General features: G+C 46.2%; 27 protein-coding genes. All 27 read left to right on the forward strand.

Translation table 11 applies throughout. From position 1 onward, the window contains the following. The first annotated feature begins 4 nt into the window (after window positions 1-4). The 27 genes from M0413_RS11390 to M0413_RS11515 all read left to right on the forward strand — a co-directional run bounded on the left by M0413_RS11390 (window position 5) and on the right by M0413_RS11515 (window position 17,810). A complete protein-coding gene (locus M0413_RS11390) occupies window positions 5-706 on the forward strand; it encodes a DNA-methyltransferase (protein WP_249554315.1) in 702 nt (233 codons plus the stop codon). Further along, window positions 703-1,236, forward strand: a complete 534-nt coding sequence (locus M0413_RS11395) for a hypothetical protein (RefSeq protein WP_249554234.1) — start codon at window positions 703-705, stop codon at window positions 1,234-1,236. Before M0413_RS11390 ends, M0413_RS11395 begins: the two co-directional genes overlap by 4 nt. Then, window positions 1,227-1,808 carry a hypothetical protein gene (locus tag M0413_RS11400; protein WP_249554235.1) on the forward strand — a complete coding sequence of 194 codons (582 nt, stop codon included), beginning with the start codon at window positions 1,227-1,229 and terminating at the stop codon, window positions 1,806-1,808. Before M0413_RS11395 ends, M0413_RS11400 begins: the two co-directional genes overlap by 10 nt. Further along, on the forward strand, window positions 1,809-2,375 hold the full coding sequence (locus tag M0413_RS11405; protein ID WP_249554236.1) for a TIGR02642 family protein: 567 nt from the start codon (window positions 1,809-1,811) through the stop codon (window positions 2,373-2,375). Then, a complete protein-coding gene (locus M0413_RS11410; RefSeq protein WP_249554237.1) occupies window positions 2,375-2,974 on the forward strand; it encodes a hypothetical protein in 600 nt (199 codons plus the stop codon). The genes M0413_RS11405 and M0413_RS11410 overlap by 1 nt, the downstream gene beginning before the upstream one ends. Continuing rightward, on the forward strand, window positions 2,974-4,209 hold the full coding sequence (locus tag M0413_RS11415; protein ID WP_249554238.1) for a tyrosine-type recombinase/integrase: 1,236 nt from the start codon (window positions 2,974-2,976) through the stop codon (window positions 4,207-4,209). Before M0413_RS11410 ends, M0413_RS11415 begins: the two co-directional genes overlap by 1 nt. Window positions 4,210-4,269: 60 nt before the next feature. Further along, window positions 4,270-4,470: a hypothetical protein gene (locus M0413_RS11420; protein ID WP_249554239.1), complete on the forward strand. Its 201-nt coding sequence runs from the start codon at window positions 4,270-4,272 to the stop codon at window positions 4,468-4,470. Between the two features lie 258 nt (window positions 4,471-4,728). Continuing rightward, on the forward strand, window positions 4,729-5,595 hold the full coding sequence (gene orn / locus M0413_RS11425; protein WP_249554241.1) for an oligoribonuclease: 867 nt from the start codon (window positions 4,729-4,731) through the stop codon (window positions 5,593-5,595). After that, the gene (locus M0413_RS11430) at window positions 5,592-6,209 is read left to right on the forward strand and encodes a hypothetical protein (protein WP_249554243.1); all 618 of its coding nucleotides are present in this window, start codon (window positions 5,592-5,594) and stop codon (window positions 6,207-6,209) included. The genes orn and M0413_RS11430 overlap by 4 nt, the downstream gene beginning before the upstream one ends. Then, entirely contained in the window at window positions 6,209-6,532 is a 324-nt protein-coding gene (locus tag M0413_RS11435) for a DUF4406 domain-containing protein (RefSeq protein WP_249554245.1), read from the forward strand. The genes M0413_RS11430 and M0413_RS11435 overlap by 1 nt, the downstream gene beginning before the upstream one ends. Before the next feature lie 25 nt (window positions 6,533-6,557). Further along, on the forward strand, window positions 6,558-6,893 hold the full coding sequence (locus M0413_RS11440) for a hypothetical protein (RefSeq protein WP_249554247.1): 336 nt from the start codon (window positions 6,558-6,560) through the stop codon (window positions 6,891-6,893). Window positions 6,894-6,921: 28 nt separating this feature from the next. After that, on the forward strand, window positions 6,922-7,239 hold the full coding sequence (locus tag M0413_RS11445; protein WP_249554248.1) for a hypothetical protein: 318 nt from the start codon (window positions 6,922-6,924) through the stop codon (window positions 7,237-7,239). Window positions 7,240-7,370: 131 nt separating this feature from the next. After that, window positions 7,371-7,634 carry a hypothetical protein gene (locus M0413_RS11450; protein ID WP_249554249.1) on the forward strand — a complete coding sequence of 88 codons (264 nt, stop codon included), beginning with the start codon at window positions 7,371-7,373 and terminating at the stop codon, window positions 7,632-7,634. 3 nt (window positions 7,635-7,637) lie between these two features. After that, window positions 7,638-8,150, forward strand: a complete 513-nt coding sequence (locus tag M0413_RS11455) for a glycoside hydrolase family protein (RefSeq protein WP_249554250.1) — start codon at window positions 7,638-7,640, stop codon at window positions 8,148-8,150. A 276-nt stretch (window positions 8,151-8,426) separates the two neighbouring features. Continuing rightward, window positions 8,427-8,828, forward strand: coding sequence for a hypothetical protein (locus M0413_RS11460; protein WP_249554251.1), 402 nt, complete (start codon window positions 8,427-8,429; stop codon window positions 8,826-8,828). Beyond that, window positions 8,743-8,931, forward strand: coding sequence for a hypothetical protein (locus tag M0413_RS23110; protein WP_425290055.1), 189 nt, complete (start codon window positions 8,743-8,745; stop codon window positions 8,929-8,931). Before M0413_RS11460 ends, M0413_RS23110 begins: the two co-directional genes overlap by 86 nt. A 13-nt stretch (window positions 8,932-8,944) precedes the next feature. After that, window positions 8,945-9,214: an HP1 family phage holin gene (locus tag M0413_RS11465; RefSeq protein WP_133178989.1), complete on the forward strand. Its 270-nt coding sequence runs from the start codon at window positions 8,945-8,947 to the stop codon at window positions 9,212-9,214. Further along, on the forward strand, window positions 9,207-9,599 hold the full coding sequence (locus M0413_RS11470) for a hypothetical protein (RefSeq protein ID WP_249554252.1): 393 nt from the start codon (window positions 9,207-9,209) through the stop codon (window positions 9,597-9,599). Before M0413_RS11465 ends, M0413_RS11470 begins: the two co-directional genes overlap by 8 nt. After that, complete coding sequence (locus tag M0413_RS11475) at window positions 9,596-9,925, forward strand: HNH endonuclease (RefSeq protein WP_249554253.1); 330 nt, start codon at window positions 9,596-9,598, stop codon at window positions 9,923-9,925. Before M0413_RS11470 ends, M0413_RS11475 begins: the two co-directional genes overlap by 4 nt. Window positions 9,926-9,936: 11 nt before the next feature. Next, on the forward strand, window positions 9,937-10,449 hold the full coding sequence (locus M0413_RS11480; RefSeq protein ID WP_140906804.1) for a phage terminase small subunit P27 family: 513 nt from the start codon (window positions 9,937-9,939) through the stop codon (window positions 10,447-10,449). Further along, window positions 10,406-13,132: a terminase TerL endonuclease subunit gene (locus tag M0413_RS11485; protein WP_249554254.1), complete on the forward strand. Its 2,727-nt coding sequence runs from the start codon at window positions 10,406-10,408 to the stop codon at window positions 13,130-13,132. Before M0413_RS11480 ends, M0413_RS11485 begins: the two co-directional genes overlap by 44 nt. A gap of 163 nt (window positions 13,133-13,295) precedes the next feature. Beyond that, window positions 13,296-14,549, forward strand: coding sequence for a phage portal protein (locus M0413_RS11490; protein WP_249554255.1), 1,254 nt, complete (start codon window positions 13,296-13,298; stop codon window positions 14,547-14,549). Continuing rightward, window positions 14,540-15,490, forward strand: a complete 951-nt coding sequence (locus tag M0413_RS11495; protein WP_249554257.1) for a S49 family peptidase — start codon at window positions 14,540-14,542, stop codon at window positions 15,488-15,490. The genes M0413_RS11490 and M0413_RS11495 overlap by 10 nt, the downstream gene beginning before the upstream one ends. A gap of 66 nt (window positions 15,491-15,556) precedes the next feature. Further along, window positions 15,557-16,828 carry a phage major capsid protein gene (locus tag M0413_RS11500; protein WP_249554259.1) on the forward strand — a complete coding sequence of 424 codons (1,272 nt, stop codon included), beginning with the start codon at window positions 15,557-15,559 and terminating at the stop codon, window positions 16,826-16,828. Between the two features lie 92 nt (window positions 16,829-16,920). Further along, on the forward strand, window positions 16,921-17,118 hold the full coding sequence (locus M0413_RS11505; protein ID WP_249554261.1) for a hypothetical protein: 198 nt from the start codon (window positions 16,921-16,923) through the stop codon (window positions 17,116-17,118). 5 nt (window positions 17,119-17,123) lie between these two features. Beyond that, a complete protein-coding gene (locus tag M0413_RS11510; protein ID WP_144345151.1) occupies window positions 17,124-17,468 on the forward strand; it encodes a head-tail connector protein in 345 nt (114 codons plus the stop codon). A 3-nt stretch (window positions 17,469-17,471) separates the two neighbouring features. Further along, complete coding sequence (locus M0413_RS11515) at window positions 17,472-17,810, forward strand: phage head closure protein (protein WP_249554263.1); 339 nt, start codon at window positions 17,472-17,474, stop codon at window positions 17,808-17,810.

The raw sequence follows: 17,810 nt of genomic DNA on the forward strand, positions 1-17,810 counted from the left end.
ACTGATGAAAAGCATTCCTGATAACAGCATTGATTTGATTTATGCAGATGTTCCTTACGGAACCACTCGCTGCGCATGGGATGAGGTTATTCCTCTAATTCCAATGTGGGAGCAGCTTAAGCGAATTATTAAGCCTAATGGTGTTATTGCAATGCATGCTGCACAACCATTTACCTCGGTTCTTACATGCTCAAACTTACCTTGGTTTAAAGAAGAAATAGTTTGGGAAAAGGGTAATGCAACAGGTTTTTACAATGCTAAAAAGCAACTCATGAGAGCTCATGAACATGTGCTTATTTTTTGCAATGGAGTTGGTACCTACAATCCACAAATGACGCATGGCCATCCAAGAAAAACATCATCAAGAAAGAAAACAGGCAGTGAGTGCTATGGAGAAGGCTCAAAAGGGTCTGTTTACGACAGCACTAGCCGTTACCCTCGTTCTGTTCAGTTTTTTTCATCTGATAAGCAAAAAAGGAAGGGTGAAAGAATTAACCCTACCCGCAAACCAGTAGCCCTTTGCGAATGGATTATCAGCACATATAGCAATCATGGAGAGACCGTCCTTGATTTTTGCTTTGGTAGTTGCTCAAGCGGAATAGCAAGCATGAACACTGGCAGAAATTACATCGGAATCGAAAAAGATGATGAATTTTATGCTGATGCGTTTGCTAAGTATTGCGCTGGTAATGCGGAGGCAGCATGAAGCTAATTATTGGTATTGATCCTGATCTCACTAAAAGCGGTGTGGCGCAAGTAAGAAATGGAAAAATTGAAGGCTTAAAAAGCATGACATTCAGTGAATTAATCAATTATGTCGTTTTAACAAAAATGGCAAATGACTTAACAGGAACTCGAATTGAAGTCTTGCTCGAAGATGTGGATAACAAAAAGCCAGTATTCGCCAGCAAGTTAAAGCGGACTGCCAAAGGCCAAAACCCATTGCTTGCCTACGTTGGTCATGCCCCAAGCCAAGGCGGTAGCGAATTTAAGATCAATATGAGCAAGGCCGAGGACTTGGGCAAAGTGAAAGCCACGGCAAGATTAATTAAAGAAGTCCTCGAGGGCAATGGTATTACCGTCACCTTAGTTAAACCGCTGCGTGGCCCTGTTAAACAGGCCAAGGATAGCAGTGTGTATTTTAACAAGATCACTGGCTGGACTGGCCGCAGCAATGCTGATACTCGTGATGCTGCGTTGATCGCCTTGTTTGGTAAGGGGGAATTATGCCGTTAAAAGCCCCATTTGCTGAGCGCTTGGCGCGTGGTGTTGAGTTGTATGTAAACCAAAAAATGACGCTGGCAGAGAGTTCAGCCGCCGCGCCTGTGTCAATGAGAAAACTTTCAAATGAGTTGAAGGACAGAGGTTTATTGCGCAAGGAACCTAAAAAGATCAGCGAGCAATTTGAAAAGGCCATCAAGCTGTATGTTGATGAAAACTTATCTGTTTTTAATGCGGCGGCTAAAACAGGCGTATGCAAGACGGCATTATCAAAAGTATTAAGAGAGCACGATTTACTGCGTAATACGGCCGAAAAGAGCGCCGCCAACTTGGAGCAAGCGATTGCCTTGTATGTTGCTGGCGCCACGATTTTTGCGGCATCACGCCAAGCCAAGGTTGGCAACCAAACCTTAGGCAATGCACTGAGTGCCCGTGGATTACTGCGCAAGCCAGAACGCAAGCCAAAGAGCACTGTGTCTCGCCAAGATCCGCTTGAAGCTGCCGAAAGCCGTGTATCAAGTATTGCACTAAGCATTATTCATTCCGCTGCCCGTGCTGCAGCTAATCACCAAGGAGATGGCAGATAAATGATTTCAATTAAGCGCTTGTTTGAGCTGCTATCTCCACGCGGGTTATCGATCGGTGCTGCTGGAGGTAAAGGGGTTTTTAGTAAGGAGGATGCTATGGGTGTTGTTGCACAGGTACAGGGTAAGTTCCCCGTTGGGGTGAAGGTGTTAGAGGCGACCATTTGCGGCGATGTAGATGCCGAGGATGTACTGGTTAAGGCGCTATGTAAGCAGTATGAAGTGGATTTTAGGCCTGTTGCCGCTTCGGCCTTGGCAAAACTGGCCGTGAATGAAGTGTGTGGTACCCGAGTTTGCAATAAGTGCCATGGCACAAAACTTAACTATCACCGCAATGGTGAGTGCAAGCACTGCAGCGGTACCGGGAAGATGTTGAACACCGTTGAGCAGCTGACTAAATCGTTTTGTGATTTGAGTGGCGCCAAGATCACGCCAGAGCAATTTAGTCAGCATTTTTACGACAAGTATATGGACGGTGTAGATGCTCTGCATCAGCACGAACATGATGCCGCTCGCTTTGCTAAAAAAGTACTGCGCCTCGTGGGTGAAGAAATGGGGCTAGCTGGCTGATGATTGAAACGGTAAGCGACTTAGTTAAACGGCTTAAAGCTGAGGCAGAACAACTCGAGTCTATGGGCTCGGTTGATCTGGCCTGTGGGGTTGAGGCGGCGGTGAGGGTGATTGCTAATGAGCTTGATGGACACCTACCCATTGGCAATGCTGATTATTACCGGATTGAGCCATTGGAGCGGATGAATAAGCGCTTAATGGCAGTGTTGGCAACCCAATCATCGATTAATGAGCGGTTTGATTTGCATTGTAAACAGCTGGTGTTATCTACGCCAGAATACAAGGCTTTGGTGAGTGCTAAAACGGCCATCCATCAGCAGATTAATGCGTTGCCAAAGTGCAATATCTGCCGTGGTGTTGGCAAAGTTAAGCCGATGTTCGAGCTGTATCCGTGCAATAAATGCTGCGGTTCTGGCGTTGATTTAGCGGCGAATAGCGAGCTGATTAAACTGCAGCAAGCGTTGATATTGGCTGAGTTTGAATTGATTGAAAAACTGACCTCAGCGCTATTTAAGGTGGGGTTGTCAGCTGCTGATAAAGAGGCGATCTCGGTTGAATATTTTTACGCAGACTGCCGAACTAACCTGAGGTGCGACTAATGGCCATTGCCTGTATTGCCTTAACTGATGCCGCCATTAAACGGGCTGTGGCTGATGAATCGATTACCGAAATTAGGGACCCACGTTATCCGCTACGGTTGCGCCTTGGCAGTTCGCGCAGTCGTGGCAGTTGGTATTTAGTCACCAATAAAGAAGGCAAGGCGAATTGGTCAAAGGTGGCGAACTGGCCGCTGGTGAGTGCTAAGGCGATCATCGATGATTTGCCCACGTTGAGCATTCAGCATCGGCAAGATCAAAGCGTGAAGGTGAACACCTGGTTAAGTTGCGGCGGTTTGCTTAATTGGTATTTAACCCGGTCACAGTCGGATACCAGCTTATCGATTAAACGTCGACGCAATATCAAATGCACCATCGCTAAGCATTTATTGCCGGTGCTAGGTGAGGTGATGCTGAGTGAGCTCAATCATCATAAAGTCGATGAGCTATTAATTTGGCCACTGCAGGCGCGTTATTCAATTGGCAGTGTTCGCCAGTATTACGCAGTGCTGCGCAAGGCATTTAAGCAAGCTACTGTGCTAAAGCTGATTAGTGATGATCCGTTGGCATCGTTAAGTTTTACAGATTTTATTGCTACGCCCATCGCGACAAAACCACCGCAATTACAAGCAACTGATTTACCTAAGCTGCTGAGTGACCTTGATACCGCCAGTGATAGCGCAGCATTGTTGGTGTTTATTATGCTGGCTTACGGTACCCGCATTGGTGAAACCAGATTACTGAGGTGGAGCTATTACGACGAACCCAACGCCAAGTTGGTGATCCCCGCCAATATCACCAAAACCCAAGCTCAACTGACTATTCCTATCTCTGGACTGATGGCCGATGTATTGCGCTGGCATAAGTCAATGCAAGCCGCTGCAGGTTATCGCGGCGGGTACCTATTTCCGCACCCATGCCGTAACACTGGGTTGGATGAACGTGGCGCTAATAGTTTGGTTAAACAGTTGAGTGGTGGTGAATGGACTGCCCATGATTTACGCAAGTTGGCTCGCTCATGTTGGGCTGATTTAGGTATCGATTACATGGTGGCCGAGCAGATGCTAAATCACTCTATGACCAAGCTAGACCAAGCCTATATTCACACCTATTTAGCTGATCAAAAGCGTGAGGCTATCGAGCTATGGCATAAGCATTTGCTATCGATACATCACCCATTTTCAACACGGTTAAACCAAGACAGTTTCAAGATGGAAAATATTAGCAAAACAGCTTAAAGCCTTGTTGGTTATGGCTTACAAGGCGATTTATGCATCTTCAAAAGAGGAAGATATTTAATGAGTAAAGTCGCATCTTTTAAACCTTTCTATCATGGTGAAAACAGCTTTGTTGTTCTTGATAGAATTAATCATTTTGCTAGCTATAGCAGCAATGGACACCACGGTACCAAGATTCATTTTGATGATGGTACCGAACTGTTAGTTGGTGAATGGCCATCGGCAGTGCGCGATGCAATCGAGCAGGCGGGGAAAGAGTAATGAACAATTGTACCCACCTAATTACAAAAGATCATAAATGCGTCGATTGTGGCGAAGTGATTTTTGCTGTTGAGTCTCGTCAGTGCGGATCCTGCAATAACTTTAAGTTAAACCAAGGAGCTAATGTTATTGGTGGATGCCTTCCAAAACTAATGACTGTAATTAGCACAATGCACGTCACTTATAAGATTAAAGATGGTACGTGCTTTGTTCCAAAAAAGTTGAGATCACCGAATTAAAATTAGCGGAGTAAGTGTAATGGGATTATCGAAGTTATTAGCGTTACTTGGCTATATGGCAGAACAGCAGGCACTTGCCGAAGGATTTACCAACCACGGAAGCTATTACGGGATCCCGGTGTGGATTGGTGACGTAGAAGGTGATTTTATGGTGGCGACAAAATGGGCTCCTCTAGAGTTACTAATGTCGTTATTCCATATTATTGAGGGAGTGATGAGGCCAATATTATTCCCCAATGAACCAAACTCCTTTCAGTTTCAGCTAGGACACAAGATCAAAGGAAGTATAGGTAAACCCTATTTTCTATTTGGTGATATTGAAACAGGTGGCCTTAATGGCCGGATTGATAACGGTCAGCTTGGTATGGAGTATTACCCTGTTTTTGAACTGGCATTTATCGTCACTGATATCGATTTAAATCAGGTGGGTGAAGCACTCAGGATAGTGGTTCATCAAGATGAAGAAGCTATTTGCCGATCACACCAATGGGCGATTGATACCCATACAAAAAGCGGATTGCTGGATGAAGTGAGGCAATCGACTTGCTCACTGCCAGAGGCAGAGCGGCAGATCATTAATTACCTGAGCAAGATGGGTGTTGAAGCCTATAACCGACAAACCAAAAACGGGGTGATCTTCGCTGGTAACTCGATCATGTTCGACCGTTCATACATCCTGTGCCAACTTCCGCGACTGCATGAGTTTATGCATTATCGCCAGTTGGATATTTCGGCATTAGCTCTTGCTGCAAGAGCATGGGCGCCAGAAGTTGAACAACAGGCCATTGGAGCAAAACAATATAAGCATGAAGCATTAGCAGATATCAGAGAGTCGATCGCTGAACTTAAGTGTTATCGCCAGGTGCTGTTTGGGGGTAATGCATGAGCTTTGCAAGAACATTAATGCGGTTATCAGCCGCAGCACATGAACGCCAACGTGGCATAAGCGAAACACATCGTTTAATACGTGCTGATGACTTATGCGCTTTGCTTGATCAGTTTAATGAACTTAACACGCAATACCGTGCAAGTTTGCAAAGTATAGATAATGACCCAAGAGCAATTGCTCTTACAGTCAAAGCTTTATCAGAATCACATCCAGAAGATGAAAGTGGCTTTTACTCATTAGCCAGAGCAATGAATGACTATCTGTATGATGACAAGCCATCGGCTTATGAACACCTAGAGACTGCTATTAATGAGCATTCAGCATTTAGAAAGGCTTATTCATCTAAAGCGATTGCAAAGCCTGATAGTTTGGGAGTTGATCATGTTGGATATAAAAGCGGTGGTTTAGTACCAAAGAAACTACCACATCCATTGCCGAGGAATTCTACTTATTGCCAACTATGTCATAAACCAATGAAAAAGCGTTATTGGCTATTCGGTGAGTATTTTTGCGATAATCTATTTTGTTTTAGCAGTCATGGGTACATTCCTGATCGCCCATATCCACCAAAAAAACCGCCTTCAAGCATTAATCCGCCTGGTGATGATTGATGATAACCACCTATATCGCTGGTCCAATAAGCGGCAATGTCGAGATCAATAAGCAGGCGTTCTTTAAAGCGGCCGAGCAGCTGGAGGGAACTGGCAGAGTAGTGCTTCACTCTGCTTGCCTGCCGTTCGGCCTAACCGAACCACAGTATATGGATATCTGTTACGCCATGATCCGTGCTTGCAATGAGATTGTGATGTTGCCCGGTTGGCGCAGGTCTGCAGGCGCCACCGCCGAGTATTACTACGCCAAGAAGATAGGGCTTAAGATAGTGTTTGTCCCAACTGGAATAGACATTGAACGCGGTATGAGTTTAGTATCGTGATAGTGAAATTTAAGAGCTAAAAATAATGGAAAATGAACGAAATTACACCATTGGCGCAGAAGATATCATTGCCGTGGATGTGCATTTTGAAAATCAGATTGAAAAGCTGATAAATGACGTCCTCGGTGTTGATGTGGGTGAGTCTTTTGCTATCAGCATTGAAGCCCTTGTTAACACAATGCTTCCTACATCTAAAGAGGATCCTTTTAAGGTGTACTGGCGTGCAGCAAATAGGCTTCTTGCCAGACTTAACCATGCTAACAGAGACAAATTTAAAGGTTGGTGCTTTTGTTGTGATGAAGGTCGTTCAATCGTTTATTTCGGAATTAAGGATGAGTTCGGCCGAATTAAAATCATTTAAGTGATAAGTAATTAAATAAGGTTAAATTATGGATAATGAAAAACTAAGAAAGCTCAGGGAACTTATTGATGATGTGGCCAACTCAAGCACCAAGAAGAACGCAGCGCATTATGTACAAAAGCTAGATTCTATGGTTGCAAGTATTATTGGCGATTTAAATGGGTATACGGCAGGTAAGTTAACAGAAGCTGTTAGTTATGCAAAACATGCATCAGGCCAAGTAAGTAATCGAGAAAACCTCCTATCAAGCATGAGAAACTCATGGGCAGTATTTGAGAGTGATGTCAAAAATGGGGATAGCGGGAAACAAAAAATAGTAGAACAAAATGATTTACCCAAGCATTAAGTTTTACTATCCTGCTATAACAATGCGGGTTATAGCATCTAAAGCCACCAAATAGGTGGCTTTTTGCTATCTAGACCTTTCAGTTTATTCAAGCCTCGGCCATCGCCGGGGCTTTTTGTTTTGGGGCATCTATGAATAAGATTTTGATGAGTGTTACTAATCCAAATGGATTCAAGCTAGAGTTGCTGCTTAAACAATTGCAAGAAGAAGTATCCGAAAAGACGGCACGTGTTGCACATGATACAAGCGAATTAGCAGAGAAGGTTAAGTCAAATAATCTTCAAATCATCAAACTATTATCAGAAGCTGAAGCGTTACAGGTAGAAAGCTTTAAACTCATGGCCGCTAAAGCACCAGATACAGGTCCTCTAGGTTCTCCACGGATTGGTAAGTAAATCATGCGCAATAAGGTATTAGTCACAGGCCTGAGCTTATCAGCTGCTGCACTGATCACCTTGGTTTCATCTGAGGGCTTCTCGCCAGTTGCCGAGATCCCTGTTAAAGGTGATCGCCCTACACTAGGATTTGGTTCCACTTATCACGCAGATGGACGGCCAGTAAAGCTAGGCGAAACCACTACCCCAATTAACGCACTTAAAACCGCAAAGGCTCATATCGATAAGGATGAGCAACGCTTTCGCGCTAGCCTGCCTAACGTGGAGATTAACCAAGCATCTTACGATTTATACATCGATTGGACGTATCAATACGGCATTGGCCGCTGGTTAGACTCTCCGATGCGTGGTCATCTTATCCAAGGTGAATACCAACAATCATGTGATGCATTGCTGTTGCCAGAGTATCGCACCGTCGCTGGCTATGACTGCTCAACGCCTGGCAACAAGCGCTGCTATGGAGTGTGGCTTCGGGCGCAGCAGCGGCACCGCGCCTGCCTCGATGCTCTCAATTGATTTTATTTAAGTTACTGATAATTAAGATGTTTGCTCTTTGGTGGGTGGGGCGGGTCAAAACTTCAGGGCTTTTGCCTAACTGACCGTGCGCCTCCAGTTTTATGCAAAACCGCGAAATGAGACCTTTTTTTCTGGCAAATTTAGGCGTTAAAAATGCTCTCGACAATATCAAGTAAAATCATTGCGTTACTTATCGTTTTGTTGATTGTTTTGATAGGCGCATTCAGTGCTTTTTTTGTGATCAATAAGGGGCAAATTGCGCTATTAAATGCAAATTTGGATAAATCTGAGCTTGCCCGTTCAGAGCTGCAAAAAAATTTATCCTCGGTCACCTCATCACTTGAGTCTGCAGAAAAAGACAAACAAACCTTGCTAGGCAATCTTGCATTGCTGGCAAAGGCCTTGAGCGATCGTGAACGGTCACGAAACGAGATTAAGCGCGAGTTCGAGCAATCCACCAAAGAGTTAACTCAGGTATTCGAAAGGTCCAGCGATGAAAAAACGCTTACTTGGGGCGCTACTGGTATCCCTGATGCTGTTAACAGCGTGCTCGAGCAGTCAGCCAGATGTGCGAACCGTTACCGTAACCAAGATTCAGTATGTTTTTCCGCCCAAGGAACTGATCAGTCAGTGCATCGTTCCGCCGTATTCCAGCAAGAAAAACCAAGATCTTTCTGAATACACTAACTCGTTGATGAAAGTGATTTCTTTATGCGATCTCGATTGGCTATCGCTAGAAAACTGGATTAACGAGCAAAAGTCGAAACTGTCTGCCGAGTGATCGGAGGCTAACAATGAATATCAAACCCTTGGCGCCAATTATGGATAAAGCAACGACAACTGGGAGCTATATCGCTTCAATCTCTACGGCAATTGGCGGTTTTCTATCACTCGATAAGATTGCGTTATTGCTCGGTATCGCATCAACAATCGTTTTATTCGTTGTTCAATATCGCCTATCAAGAGAAAAGAAACGGCAAAACCGTGAATTTCACGAAGCAAGAATGGCCGCGATAAAAGCTGGCAACCTAAACGTAATCAATATGGACGATAGCAATGAATAAAGTCGTCGTTATCTTCAATGGTGCCATCGTTTCCGTGCCAGCTGTCGAATCTGATATTGGTAATGGCGGCAATGGTCAAAAAAAATTAGTGCCACTGGTGCCTGCTGATTGGGTTGATGTAACCGCATTAAACGCCGCATACCCAACATTTCAAGGTAAAACCAAGCCGCCAGTTATTAAGCAAAGCAAGCAAGACGATTTAATCGAGCATCTTCAGGCGCTAACGTTAGCAATGACAGCCCAAACCGCAGCCATTACCGCCCAAACAACAGCGATAAGCCAACTGGTGAACAGTAATCTGGATATTGTTGATCAGATGATGGCTACCGAAGACGAACAGCAAGATGGCTCTTCACTCTATCTGGACGGCTCCGGTGAACTATGAGCCAACCAAGCTGGCGCGATGACAAACGCAAAACCGCTGAACGTGGTTACGGTGGACGCTGGCAAAAAGCGCGTGAAACCTTTTTAAAGCGCCATCCGCTATGCTGCTTCTGCGAGCAAAAAGGCATTATCACCGCCGCAACGGTAGTGGACCACAAAACTCCGCACAAAGGCGACACAACCCTATTTTGGGATACCAACAACTGGCAACCGCTGTGCAAGCCTTGTCACGATAGCACCAAAAAAATAATGGAGAGCAGAGGGGTAAAGCTTGGCGCCGATGAAAGCGGCAAGCCAACAGACCCAAATCACCATTGGAATAAATAGCGAGGTAAAACGTGGCAGTAGGACGAAAAACCACGCCAACCGCGCTCAAGCTCGTTACAGGAAACCCCGGTAAAAGGCCGCTCAATAAAAAAGAGCCAAAGCTAGAAGCGGGGATCCCGCGAATGCCGGCTTATCTCAGCCCAAGAGCAAAAGCAGCATGGAAAAAGCTAACAAAACTGCTTAAAGACATGGGCGTGCTCACACTGGCCGACGGTATGGCGCTTGAGCGGTTATGCGACGTCTACTCAGAAATCCTCGACCTGAGGGACGAAATAAAACAAAACGGCCGAACGTACCAAAGCATCAAAATCATCGGCGAAAATATCGATGAAGATACCCGCGAAGTCACCCAAGTCGAGCAAATGCTAATGAAGGCAAACCCAGCCGTTCAAATGCTGGCCGATGCCGACAGGCGATTTAAAGCCTATCTCGTAGAATTTGGGCTAACTCCATCGGCCCGTAGCAAAGTACAGGTAACTGATGGCGACAAGAAAAAAGACGAGATCGACGAGTTCTTCGGATAGCGTAGAAGATCGCGTCACTCGTTGGGCAAAAGAGGTCGTCTCAGGGGAGTTTCTCGCTGGCCCCGATATCCGCAACGCCTGTAAGCGGCACTTAAAAGACTTAGAGTCTTGCCACGCAACAGGTCTTATTTGGGATTTATCCGCCGCCAACCGCGCCGTTAGCTTTTTCCCAAAAGTATTGCGCTTAAGTGGTGGTGATCATGAAGGCAAGCCGTTCCATCTGCTCGACTGGCAAGCATTTATCGTCGGCTCGCTGTTTGGCTGGAAGGATGCCGACGGTACCCGCCGTTTTCGCATGTGCTATGTCGAAAGTGGCAAAGGCTCTGGTAAATCGCCGTTAGCCGCAGGTATCGGGCTTTACGGTTTAGTGGCCGATCAAGAGGCGAGCGCCGAGGTATATGCCGCCGCACCACTTGCGCTTGACACGCCAGTACCCACGCCAAAAGGATGGACAACACAAGGCGAATTAAAGGTTGGCGATAAAGTATTTGATGAAAATGGCAAACCATGCACGGTTACCTATCTATCACCAATCCTTAATGATAGAGAATGCTTTGAAGTAGAGTTTGATGATGGCACTGTAATTGTTTCAGATGCTAATCATCGCTGGCAAACTATCGATACTCGTGGCCAAAAACCATCACTTTATCAGCCTAAAGTTGTTACTACTGCTGAAATTGCTCGTACTTTACGATCTCCATCAGGTCGTTTAAGGCATAGGATAGAAATTGCAGGCGCAATCAAAACGACTGGTAAAAAACTACCAATCGATCCTTATACCCTTGGTGTTTGGCTGGGTGATGGCCGAGTAAATCGCGGTGCAATTTGCTGCCATAAAGATGATGTAGAGCATTTAGATCTGATTTCCGCGGCAGGCTATCAGCTATCAAGCATGAATTCTCAGGGAGATACTCGTTACTTCACCATTTTAGGGTTAAGAACTCAGCTAGGGCGTCTTGGCTTACTTAACAATAAGCATGTTCCTGATATTTATCTGCGTGCGAGCTATCAGCAAAGGCTAAGCCTATTAGCTGGATTAATGGATACAGATGGAACCTGCACAAAAACAGGTGAATGCCGTTTTACAAACCGTGAGAAAAGACTTGCTGAAGCAGTTCATGAGCTAGCCACTGGCCTAGGCATAAAATCAAATATTAGGCAGATAGAGGTAGAGCAAGCGCCGCATTACGTTGTTAGCTTTAAAGCGTCTAAGTCAATAAAGGTTTTCAACCTATCTCGCAAACACGCGAGACAAATTGAAGCAGTAGATACCAGAGCAAAAGCAAGATACGTAAAAGAAGTTAGACCCTGTAAAAGTGTGCCAGTGCGCTGTATAGAGGTTGATTCACCAAATCACCTTTACCTAGTCACTAAATCACACATCGCGACACACAACACGAAAAAAGATCAGGCCATGGTGTTGTTCCGCGACGCGGTTTCCATGGTTAACCAATCGCCTCAGTTAAGCTCAAGATTAAAAAAATCGGGTACCGGGCAGAGCGTTTGGAACCTTGCCTATCTCGCTAAAAACTCATTTTTTAGACCAATCAGCTCCGACAACGGCCAATCAGGGCCGCGTCCGCACATGGCGCTGATTGACGAAGTACACGAACACAAAAACAACAACGTCGTCGAGATGATGCGTGCGGGTACCAAAGGCCGCAAGCAAGCGTTGATCTTCATGATCACCAACTCAGGCCACGACCGCACTAGCGTTTGTTACTCGTACCACGAATACGGCAAGGCCATTTGTGCGGGTACCAAAGAAGATGATTCCTTCTTCGCCTTTATCTGTTCGCTCGATGAAGGTGACGACCCGATTAATGACGAAAGTTGCTGGCAAAAAGCCAACCCATCACTGGGGCACACCTTCACGCATAAATACCTGCGTGAACAGGTCACCCAAGCCAAGGGGATGCCAGCCAAAGAGAGCATTGTTCGCCGCTTAAACTTCTGCCAATGGGTAGATAGTGCCTCGCCTTGGCTATCCGCCGACACATGGATGGATTGCGAAGATGATTTTGATATCACTGAGCTCTACGGCGAAGAATGCTTCGGCGGGCTCGACTTATCTGGTACCCGCGACTTAACCGCCTTAGCGCTTTACTTCCCGCGAGTAAAAACGCTGTTAGTAGACTTTTGGACACCCAAAGACACGCTACTGGATCGCGAGCGCACCGATAACGTGCCGTACTCGGCATGGCTCAGGCAAGGTTTTATCCATGCGCCACCAGGTCACGCAGTGGACTACAGCTTTGTGGCCGAACGCGTTGCAGAGCTATCTGCACTGTTCGAGATAAAAAGCATCGGCTTTGACCAATACCGGATCCACTACCTCGAGCCAGAACTCGCCGAGGCAAATGTATTTATCCCGCTGGTTAAACACGGGCAAGGTTATTACAAAGCATCAGAGTCAAACCTCTGGATGCCGCGCTCAATTGAGCTATTCGAAAAGCTGATCACCAGTAAAGAGATCAGAATCAAAACCAATCCATGCCTAAGGTGGAACGCTGCAAGCGCAGTGCTTGAGGCCGACGCCAAAGACAACCGTATTTTTACCAAGAAAAAATCCACAGGTCGTATCGACGGCGTAGTCGCCTCAGCTATGGCAGTGGGAACGGCTGACCCAGTAAGTGATGCTCAGTCAACTTCAGTTTACGAGACTTCGGACGTTCTATGTTGATTTATATCGCTTTCATTATTGGTATAGCAGGGGTTTTATGCGTGTCTTACGGCGCGTGGCTGCTGCTTCCCGCGGTAGGGTTTATCACGCTTGGTAGCTTATGCCTGCTTTGGTCATGGATGGTGACTCGAGCTATGAGCACAACCAAAGGACCAGGTGAATAATGTTTATTCCGCAAATGTTCAAGGGCTCTCGCCAGCAAGGTAACGACTGGTGGCGATGGGTGAGCTCTATTAGTGGCAGCTCTACCGCATCAGGTATTCATGTTACGCCAGAAAAGGCGCTAGCGCTTTCTGCTGTACGAGCTTGCGTTACCTTATTGGCCGAGTCAGTTGCCCAATTACCCTGTGAGCTTTATCGCCGCGAAGGGGATGGCCGAGTCAGAGCCACAGATCACCCGCTATACGACATTATTCATAACCAGCCAAACCAAAAAGACACCAGCTTTGAATACTACGAGCAATCAATGGGCTGTCTCGGGCTGCGCGGCAATAACTTTGCTTTAAAAGAATATGATAGTGATGGTTACATCAAAGAACTTATCCCGATTAATCCTGACAAAATTCAGGTATTAAAAGGGCCAGATGGTTTGCCTTATTACCATCTAATCGATTTAAACGAGACGTTACCCGCAAGATTAGTCCATCACATAAAGGGATTTAGCCTTGACGGTTACATTGGCCTATCACCCATTCAAACCAATGCCGATGTATTTGGGCTGGCGTTAGCGACTGAACAACATGCAGGCAATGTCTTTGCCAACGGCACCACGCTCAGCGGCGTTATTGAGCGCCCGCATGAAGTAAAAGCGATTGACTCACAAGATAAAGTCGATGCAATCCTAAATAAATTTAAAGAGCGTCACTCAGGCCTGCGCAATGCGTTTTCCGTGGCCATGCTGCAAGAGGGTATGAGCTACAAGCAGTTATCAATGGATAACGAAAAAGCCCAGCTGTTAGAGAGTCGTGGCTTTGGTATCGCTGAAGCTTGCCGCTTGTACAAAATCCCGCTTCACATGGTGCAGATGACGGAGAAAACCACATCTTGGGGTTCTGGCATCGAGTCAATGTCACTTGGCTATGTGATTTACTCTTTGCTGCCATGGCTAAAACGGATTGAAGCCGCGCAAACCCGCGACTTGTTACTGCCATCCGAGCGCGGTCAGTACTACATCGAGTTTAACGTTCAAGGGTTGCTACGTGGTGACCAAAAATCCCGTTACGAATCTTATGCAATTGGCCGCAACTGGGGCTGGTTGAGTGTGAACGATATCCGCCGCCTTGAGAACATGAGCCCAATCACAGGCGGTGACACCTATTTAACCCCGTTAAACATGGTTCCAAGCAACTCAGCGCAACAACACCTGAACGCCACACCAGAGCAAATGCAGCAAATCGAGGCAATACTATGCAAGTAAACTACCCAAATTTAGCCAGCATGGTATTCAATACCCCATTGCTAGCCACCAGAACTGCAGTTGATGCCGTAAAATCAGTCCTGATCCCGCGCATCACGGGTAACTTGTCAATCGACATTCCATCACTGCAACAAGATCAACAACCGCCAGAGCGACTTGCCACCATTGCGGATGATGACTGCGATGTTTCTGGCATGTACACCATTGCAAATGGCCGAGTAGCAGTTATTCCTGTTCATGGCCTGTTAATGGCTCGCCGGGGCCACATCACCGCCGCCTGCACCGAGCTAAACAGCTATGAAAAGCTGCAAGACCGTATGACACGGGCGCTTAACAACAACATGGTCGAAGAAATCGCCTTAGATTTTAATACTGGCGGCGGCATGGCAGTTGGCTGCAAAGAATTGGCTGATTTCATCTATCAATCGCGCCAAATCAAGCCCATTAATGCGATCGTCAACTACAGCGCCTATTCAGCTGGCTATTTTATGGCATCTGCGTGTTCAAAAATCATTGTATCCGCAACCTCTGGTGTAGGTTCAATCGGCGTGATTATGGAACACATGGAAGTCAGCAAATTAGAAGAAAAAGAAGGCCTTAAATTTACAACCTTCTACCGTGGCGATCATAAAAATGATGGTAGTCCACACGAACCCATCACCGAACAAGCGATCATCGAAATTAATGCTCGCTTAGACGAAACCTATCGAATGTTTACCGAGTCTGTCGCGCAATACCGCGGCATGGAAGTGCAAAAGGTTATCGACACCCAAGCCAAACTATTTGGCGCAAGAGAAGCCAGCTCAATGGGGCTAGCCGATGAGCTAATGACGCCATTTGAAGCCATTAACGCCATTGCAAAACCCTACATGACGCAAAGTCGCCCAACAAGAAGCATTGGCATGCAAGCCAAAGCCATGAATATCAAAAACCAGCTCTAGCCAAGCGGCGGGGCAAACAATGTGCAGCCAATAGGCTGCATTTTTTTCACCTGAAGGAGCTTTACCATGTTTAAAATCGAAGAACTTCGCCGCAAACGCGCAGAGATTAACGCTCAAGTGCAATTGCTAGCGGCAAAAGACGCTGAGGCCTCTTTGAGCGCCGAAGAGTTAACTCAATTCGAATCCTTATCCAAGGAATTTGATGAGATTACCGCTCAAATCGGCCGCTTAGAAGCCGCAGAGCGCATGAATGTAACCCACGCAAAACCAGTTAAAAATGGTTCTGCTGCCGTACACACCCCAAAAGAAGCCGAGCAGTATCAAGGCGCAACATTTGCGCGCTTGGCAATGTCAATTGCGGCTTCAAAAGGGGATTTGGAAGGCGCTGCGCGTTTTGCTAACGACACCATTGGCGACGGTAACGTAGCTTTAGCCATTGAAACCTCAGCGGGTTCTGGTGGCGCATTGGTGCCGCAAAATACCGCAATGGAAGTTATCGAGCTATTGCGTAATCGCACCATTGTGCGCCGCTTAGGTGCGCGCTCAATGCCATTACCAAACGGTAATATGTCATTGCCACGTATGGCAGGTGGTTCTACTTCATCCTACGTTGGTGAAGGAAGTGATGTTTTAGCATCAAATGCAGCACTGGATGATGTTAAATTGTCAGCCAAAACCATGATCACCTTGGTGCCTATTTCTAACCAGTTGATTGGTCATGCTGGCCGTAACGTCGAAAACTTAGTGCTGCAGGATATGCTGGCATCAATGTCGGTGCGTGAAGATAAAGCCTTCTTACGTGACGACGGATCATCATCAACACCAAAAGGCTTTAAAAAGACTGCCATGGATGCAGGCCGTACAGTACCTTGGTCTGGCTCGGCAGGTCTCGCCACTATCGATGCTTACCTCGATAGCTTGATCCTGAAATTGATGGAGTCAAACTCGCTGATGATTTCCCCTGGTTGGGGTTTATCACCACGCAGCTATATGACGTTATTTGGCCTGCGTGATGGTAATGGTAACAAAGTTTACCCAGAAATGTCTTCAGGCATGCTGAAAGGTTACCCAATTCAACATACCAACACCATTCCATCAAACCTTGGTACCGGCACCAACGAAACCGAAATCTACTTTGCTGACTTTAACGATGTGCTCATCGGTGAAAGCGGTAGTTTCGCAATCGACTTTAGCCGCGAAGCAACCTACAAGGACGATCAAGGCAACTTGGTTTCAGCGTTCAGCCGCAACCAATCGTTAATCCGTGTGGTTACCGAGCACGATATCGGCTTCCGCCATAACGAAGGCCTAGTATTAGGTACTGGCGTCACTTGGTAATAAGAGCTTGGTAATAAGCGCTCAGTAATCAGTTAACTGATAAGTAACCAACAAAAATGGGGCGTTTGCCCCATTTTTTAGAGGAAATTGCAATGGCAAAGCCACCTGTAAAAAAAGAAGCCTCGACTGAATCTGCAAAAGTCGTCGTTGTTTTCACCAAACCATGGACCCGTTATTCACCTGAAGATGTAGCAGGGTTTGACGCAGAAACCGCAGAAAAACTAATCAATATTAAGGTTGCAGAACCTTTTGAAGCCACGGCAGAACAAGCCGAAGGCAAACAGGAGTAAGCGAAATGCCGCTGATCACCATTGAAGCTGCTCGGCGGCAAGTTAACCTGCTCGAGTCAGAAACGTATCACGACCCATATTTACTACAACTTATAGCCGCAGTTGAGGCGCACATTCGCCGCCGTTTGAACTGTACCTTTTTTGATACTGCAGCCGAATATGAAGCGGCAGATCCAAAGCCGCCAAAAGCAATCATCATAGAAGAAAGCCAAGACTTAACCCATGCAGGGTTATTGCTATTGTCGCATTGGTTTAATAACCGTGAGGCCGTATCAACGGTGCAAATGGTTGAAGTCCCCGCGGCATTTGAAAGCCTGATCTTTGAATTTAGAGACTTGGCAATAGGATAAGCTATGGCAAGCGGCAAACTAAGGCATCGAATCGATGTTTTTACATCGCAAAAGCAGCAAGACCCACTCACAGGCGAAATGCAAGATCAGTGGACGTTAGCATTTAAAACCATGGCCGGATTTGAGCCGCTTTCAGTGAAAGAATTTATTGCAGCATCCGCTGCCCAGTCGCAAATTTCAGGCAAGTTTGAAATCCACTTTAGAGCAGAATTCCCAAGCGAGTTTCGCATTCGCCACGCAGGCAAGGTTTATAAACCGGAAGGCGCTTTACCCGATAGCCAATCAGGCCATCAACGGATGATCATCCCGGTATCAGAAACAAAAGACGTTTTAGTAGGTTAA

The organism is Shewanella sp. 8A, from assembly GCF_023475945.1.
GTDB lineage: Bacteria > Pseudomonadota > Gammaproteobacteria > Enterobacterales > Shewanellaceae > Shewanella > Shewanella xiamenensis.

Coding starts and splice junctions, on each gene's coding strand:
- M0413_RS11390 (WP_249554315.1), top strand. CDS start 5: ATGAAAAGCATTCCTGATAACAGCATTGATTTGATTTATGCAGATGTT.
- M0413_RS11395 (WP_249554234.1), top strand. CDS start 703: ATGAAGCTAATTATTGGTATTGATCCTGATCTCACTAAAAGCGGTGTG.
- M0413_RS11400 (WP_249554235.1), top strand. CDS start 1,227: ATGCCGTTAAAAGCCCCATTTGCTGAGCGCTTGGCGCGTGGTGTTGAG.
- M0413_RS11405 (WP_249554236.1), top strand. CDS start 1,809: ATGATTTCAATTAAGCGCTTGTTTGAGCTGCTATCTCCACGCGGGTTA.
- M0413_RS11410 (WP_249554237.1), top strand. CDS start 2,375: ATGATTGAAACGGTAAGCGACTTAGTTAAACGGCTTAAAGCTGAGGCA.
- M0413_RS11415 (WP_249554238.1), top strand. CDS start 2,974: ATGGCCATTGCCTGTATTGCCTTAACTGATGCCGCCATTAAACGGGCT.
- M0413_RS11420 (WP_249554239.1), top strand. CDS start 4,270: ATGAGTAAAGTCGCATCTTTTAAACCTTTCTATCATGGTGAAAACAGC.
- orn (WP_249554241.1), top strand. CDS start 4,729: ATGGGATTATCGAAGTTATTAGCGTTACTTGGCTATATGGCAGAACAG.
- M0413_RS11430 (WP_249554243.1), top strand. CDS start 5,592: ATGAGCTTTGCAAGAACATTAATGCGGTTATCAGCCGCAGCACATGAA.
- M0413_RS11435 (WP_249554245.1), top strand. CDS start 6,209: ATGATAACCACCTATATCGCTGGTCCAATAAGCGGCAATGTCGAGATC.
- M0413_RS11440 (WP_249554247.1), top strand. CDS start 6,558: ATGGAAAATGAACGAAATTACACCATTGGCGCAGAAGATATCATTGCC.
- M0413_RS11445 (WP_249554248.1), top strand. CDS start 6,922: ATGGATAATGAAAAACTAAGAAAGCTCAGGGAACTTATTGATGATGTG.
- M0413_RS11450 (WP_249554249.1), top strand. CDS start 7,371: ATGAATAAGATTTTGATGAGTGTTACTAATCCAAATGGATTCAAGCTA.
- M0413_RS11455 (WP_249554250.1), top strand. CDS start 7,638: ATGCGCAATAAGGTATTAGTCACAGGCCTGAGCTTATCAGCTGCTGCA.
- M0413_RS11465 (WP_133178989.1), top strand. CDS start 8,945: ATGAATATCAAACCCTTGGCGCCAATTATGGATAAAGCAACGACAACT.
- M0413_RS11470 (WP_249554252.1), top strand. CDS start 9,207: ATGAATAAAGTCGTCGTTATCTTCAATGGTGCCATCGTTTCCGTGCCA.
- M0413_RS11475 (WP_249554253.1), top strand. CDS start 9,596: ATGAGCCAACCAAGCTGGCGCGATGACAAACGCAAAACCGCTGAACGT.
- M0413_RS11485 (WP_249554254.1), top strand. CDS start 10,406: ATGGCGACAAGAAAAAAGACGAGATCGACGAGTTCTTCGGATAGCGTA.
- M0413_RS11490 (WP_249554255.1), top strand. CDS start 13,296: ATGTTTATTCCGCAAATGTTCAAGGGCTCTCGCCAGCAAGGTAACGAC.
- M0413_RS11495 (WP_249554257.1), top strand. CDS start 14,540: ATGCAAGTAAACTACCCAAATTTAGCCAGCATGGTATTCAATACCCCA.
- M0413_RS11500 (WP_249554259.1), top strand. CDS start 15,557: ATGTTTAAAATCGAAGAACTTCGCCGCAAACGCGCAGAGATTAACGCT.
- M0413_RS11505 (WP_249554261.1), top strand. CDS start 16,921: ATGGCAAAGCCACCTGTAAAAAAAGAAGCCTCGACTGAATCTGCAAAA.
- M0413_RS11510 (WP_144345151.1), top strand. CDS start 17,124: ATGCCGCTGATCACCATTGAAGCTGCTCGGCGGCAAGTTAACCTGCTC.
- M0413_RS11515 (WP_249554263.1), top strand. CDS start 17,472: ATGGCAAGCGGCAAACTAAGGCATCGAATCGATGTTTTTACATCGCAA.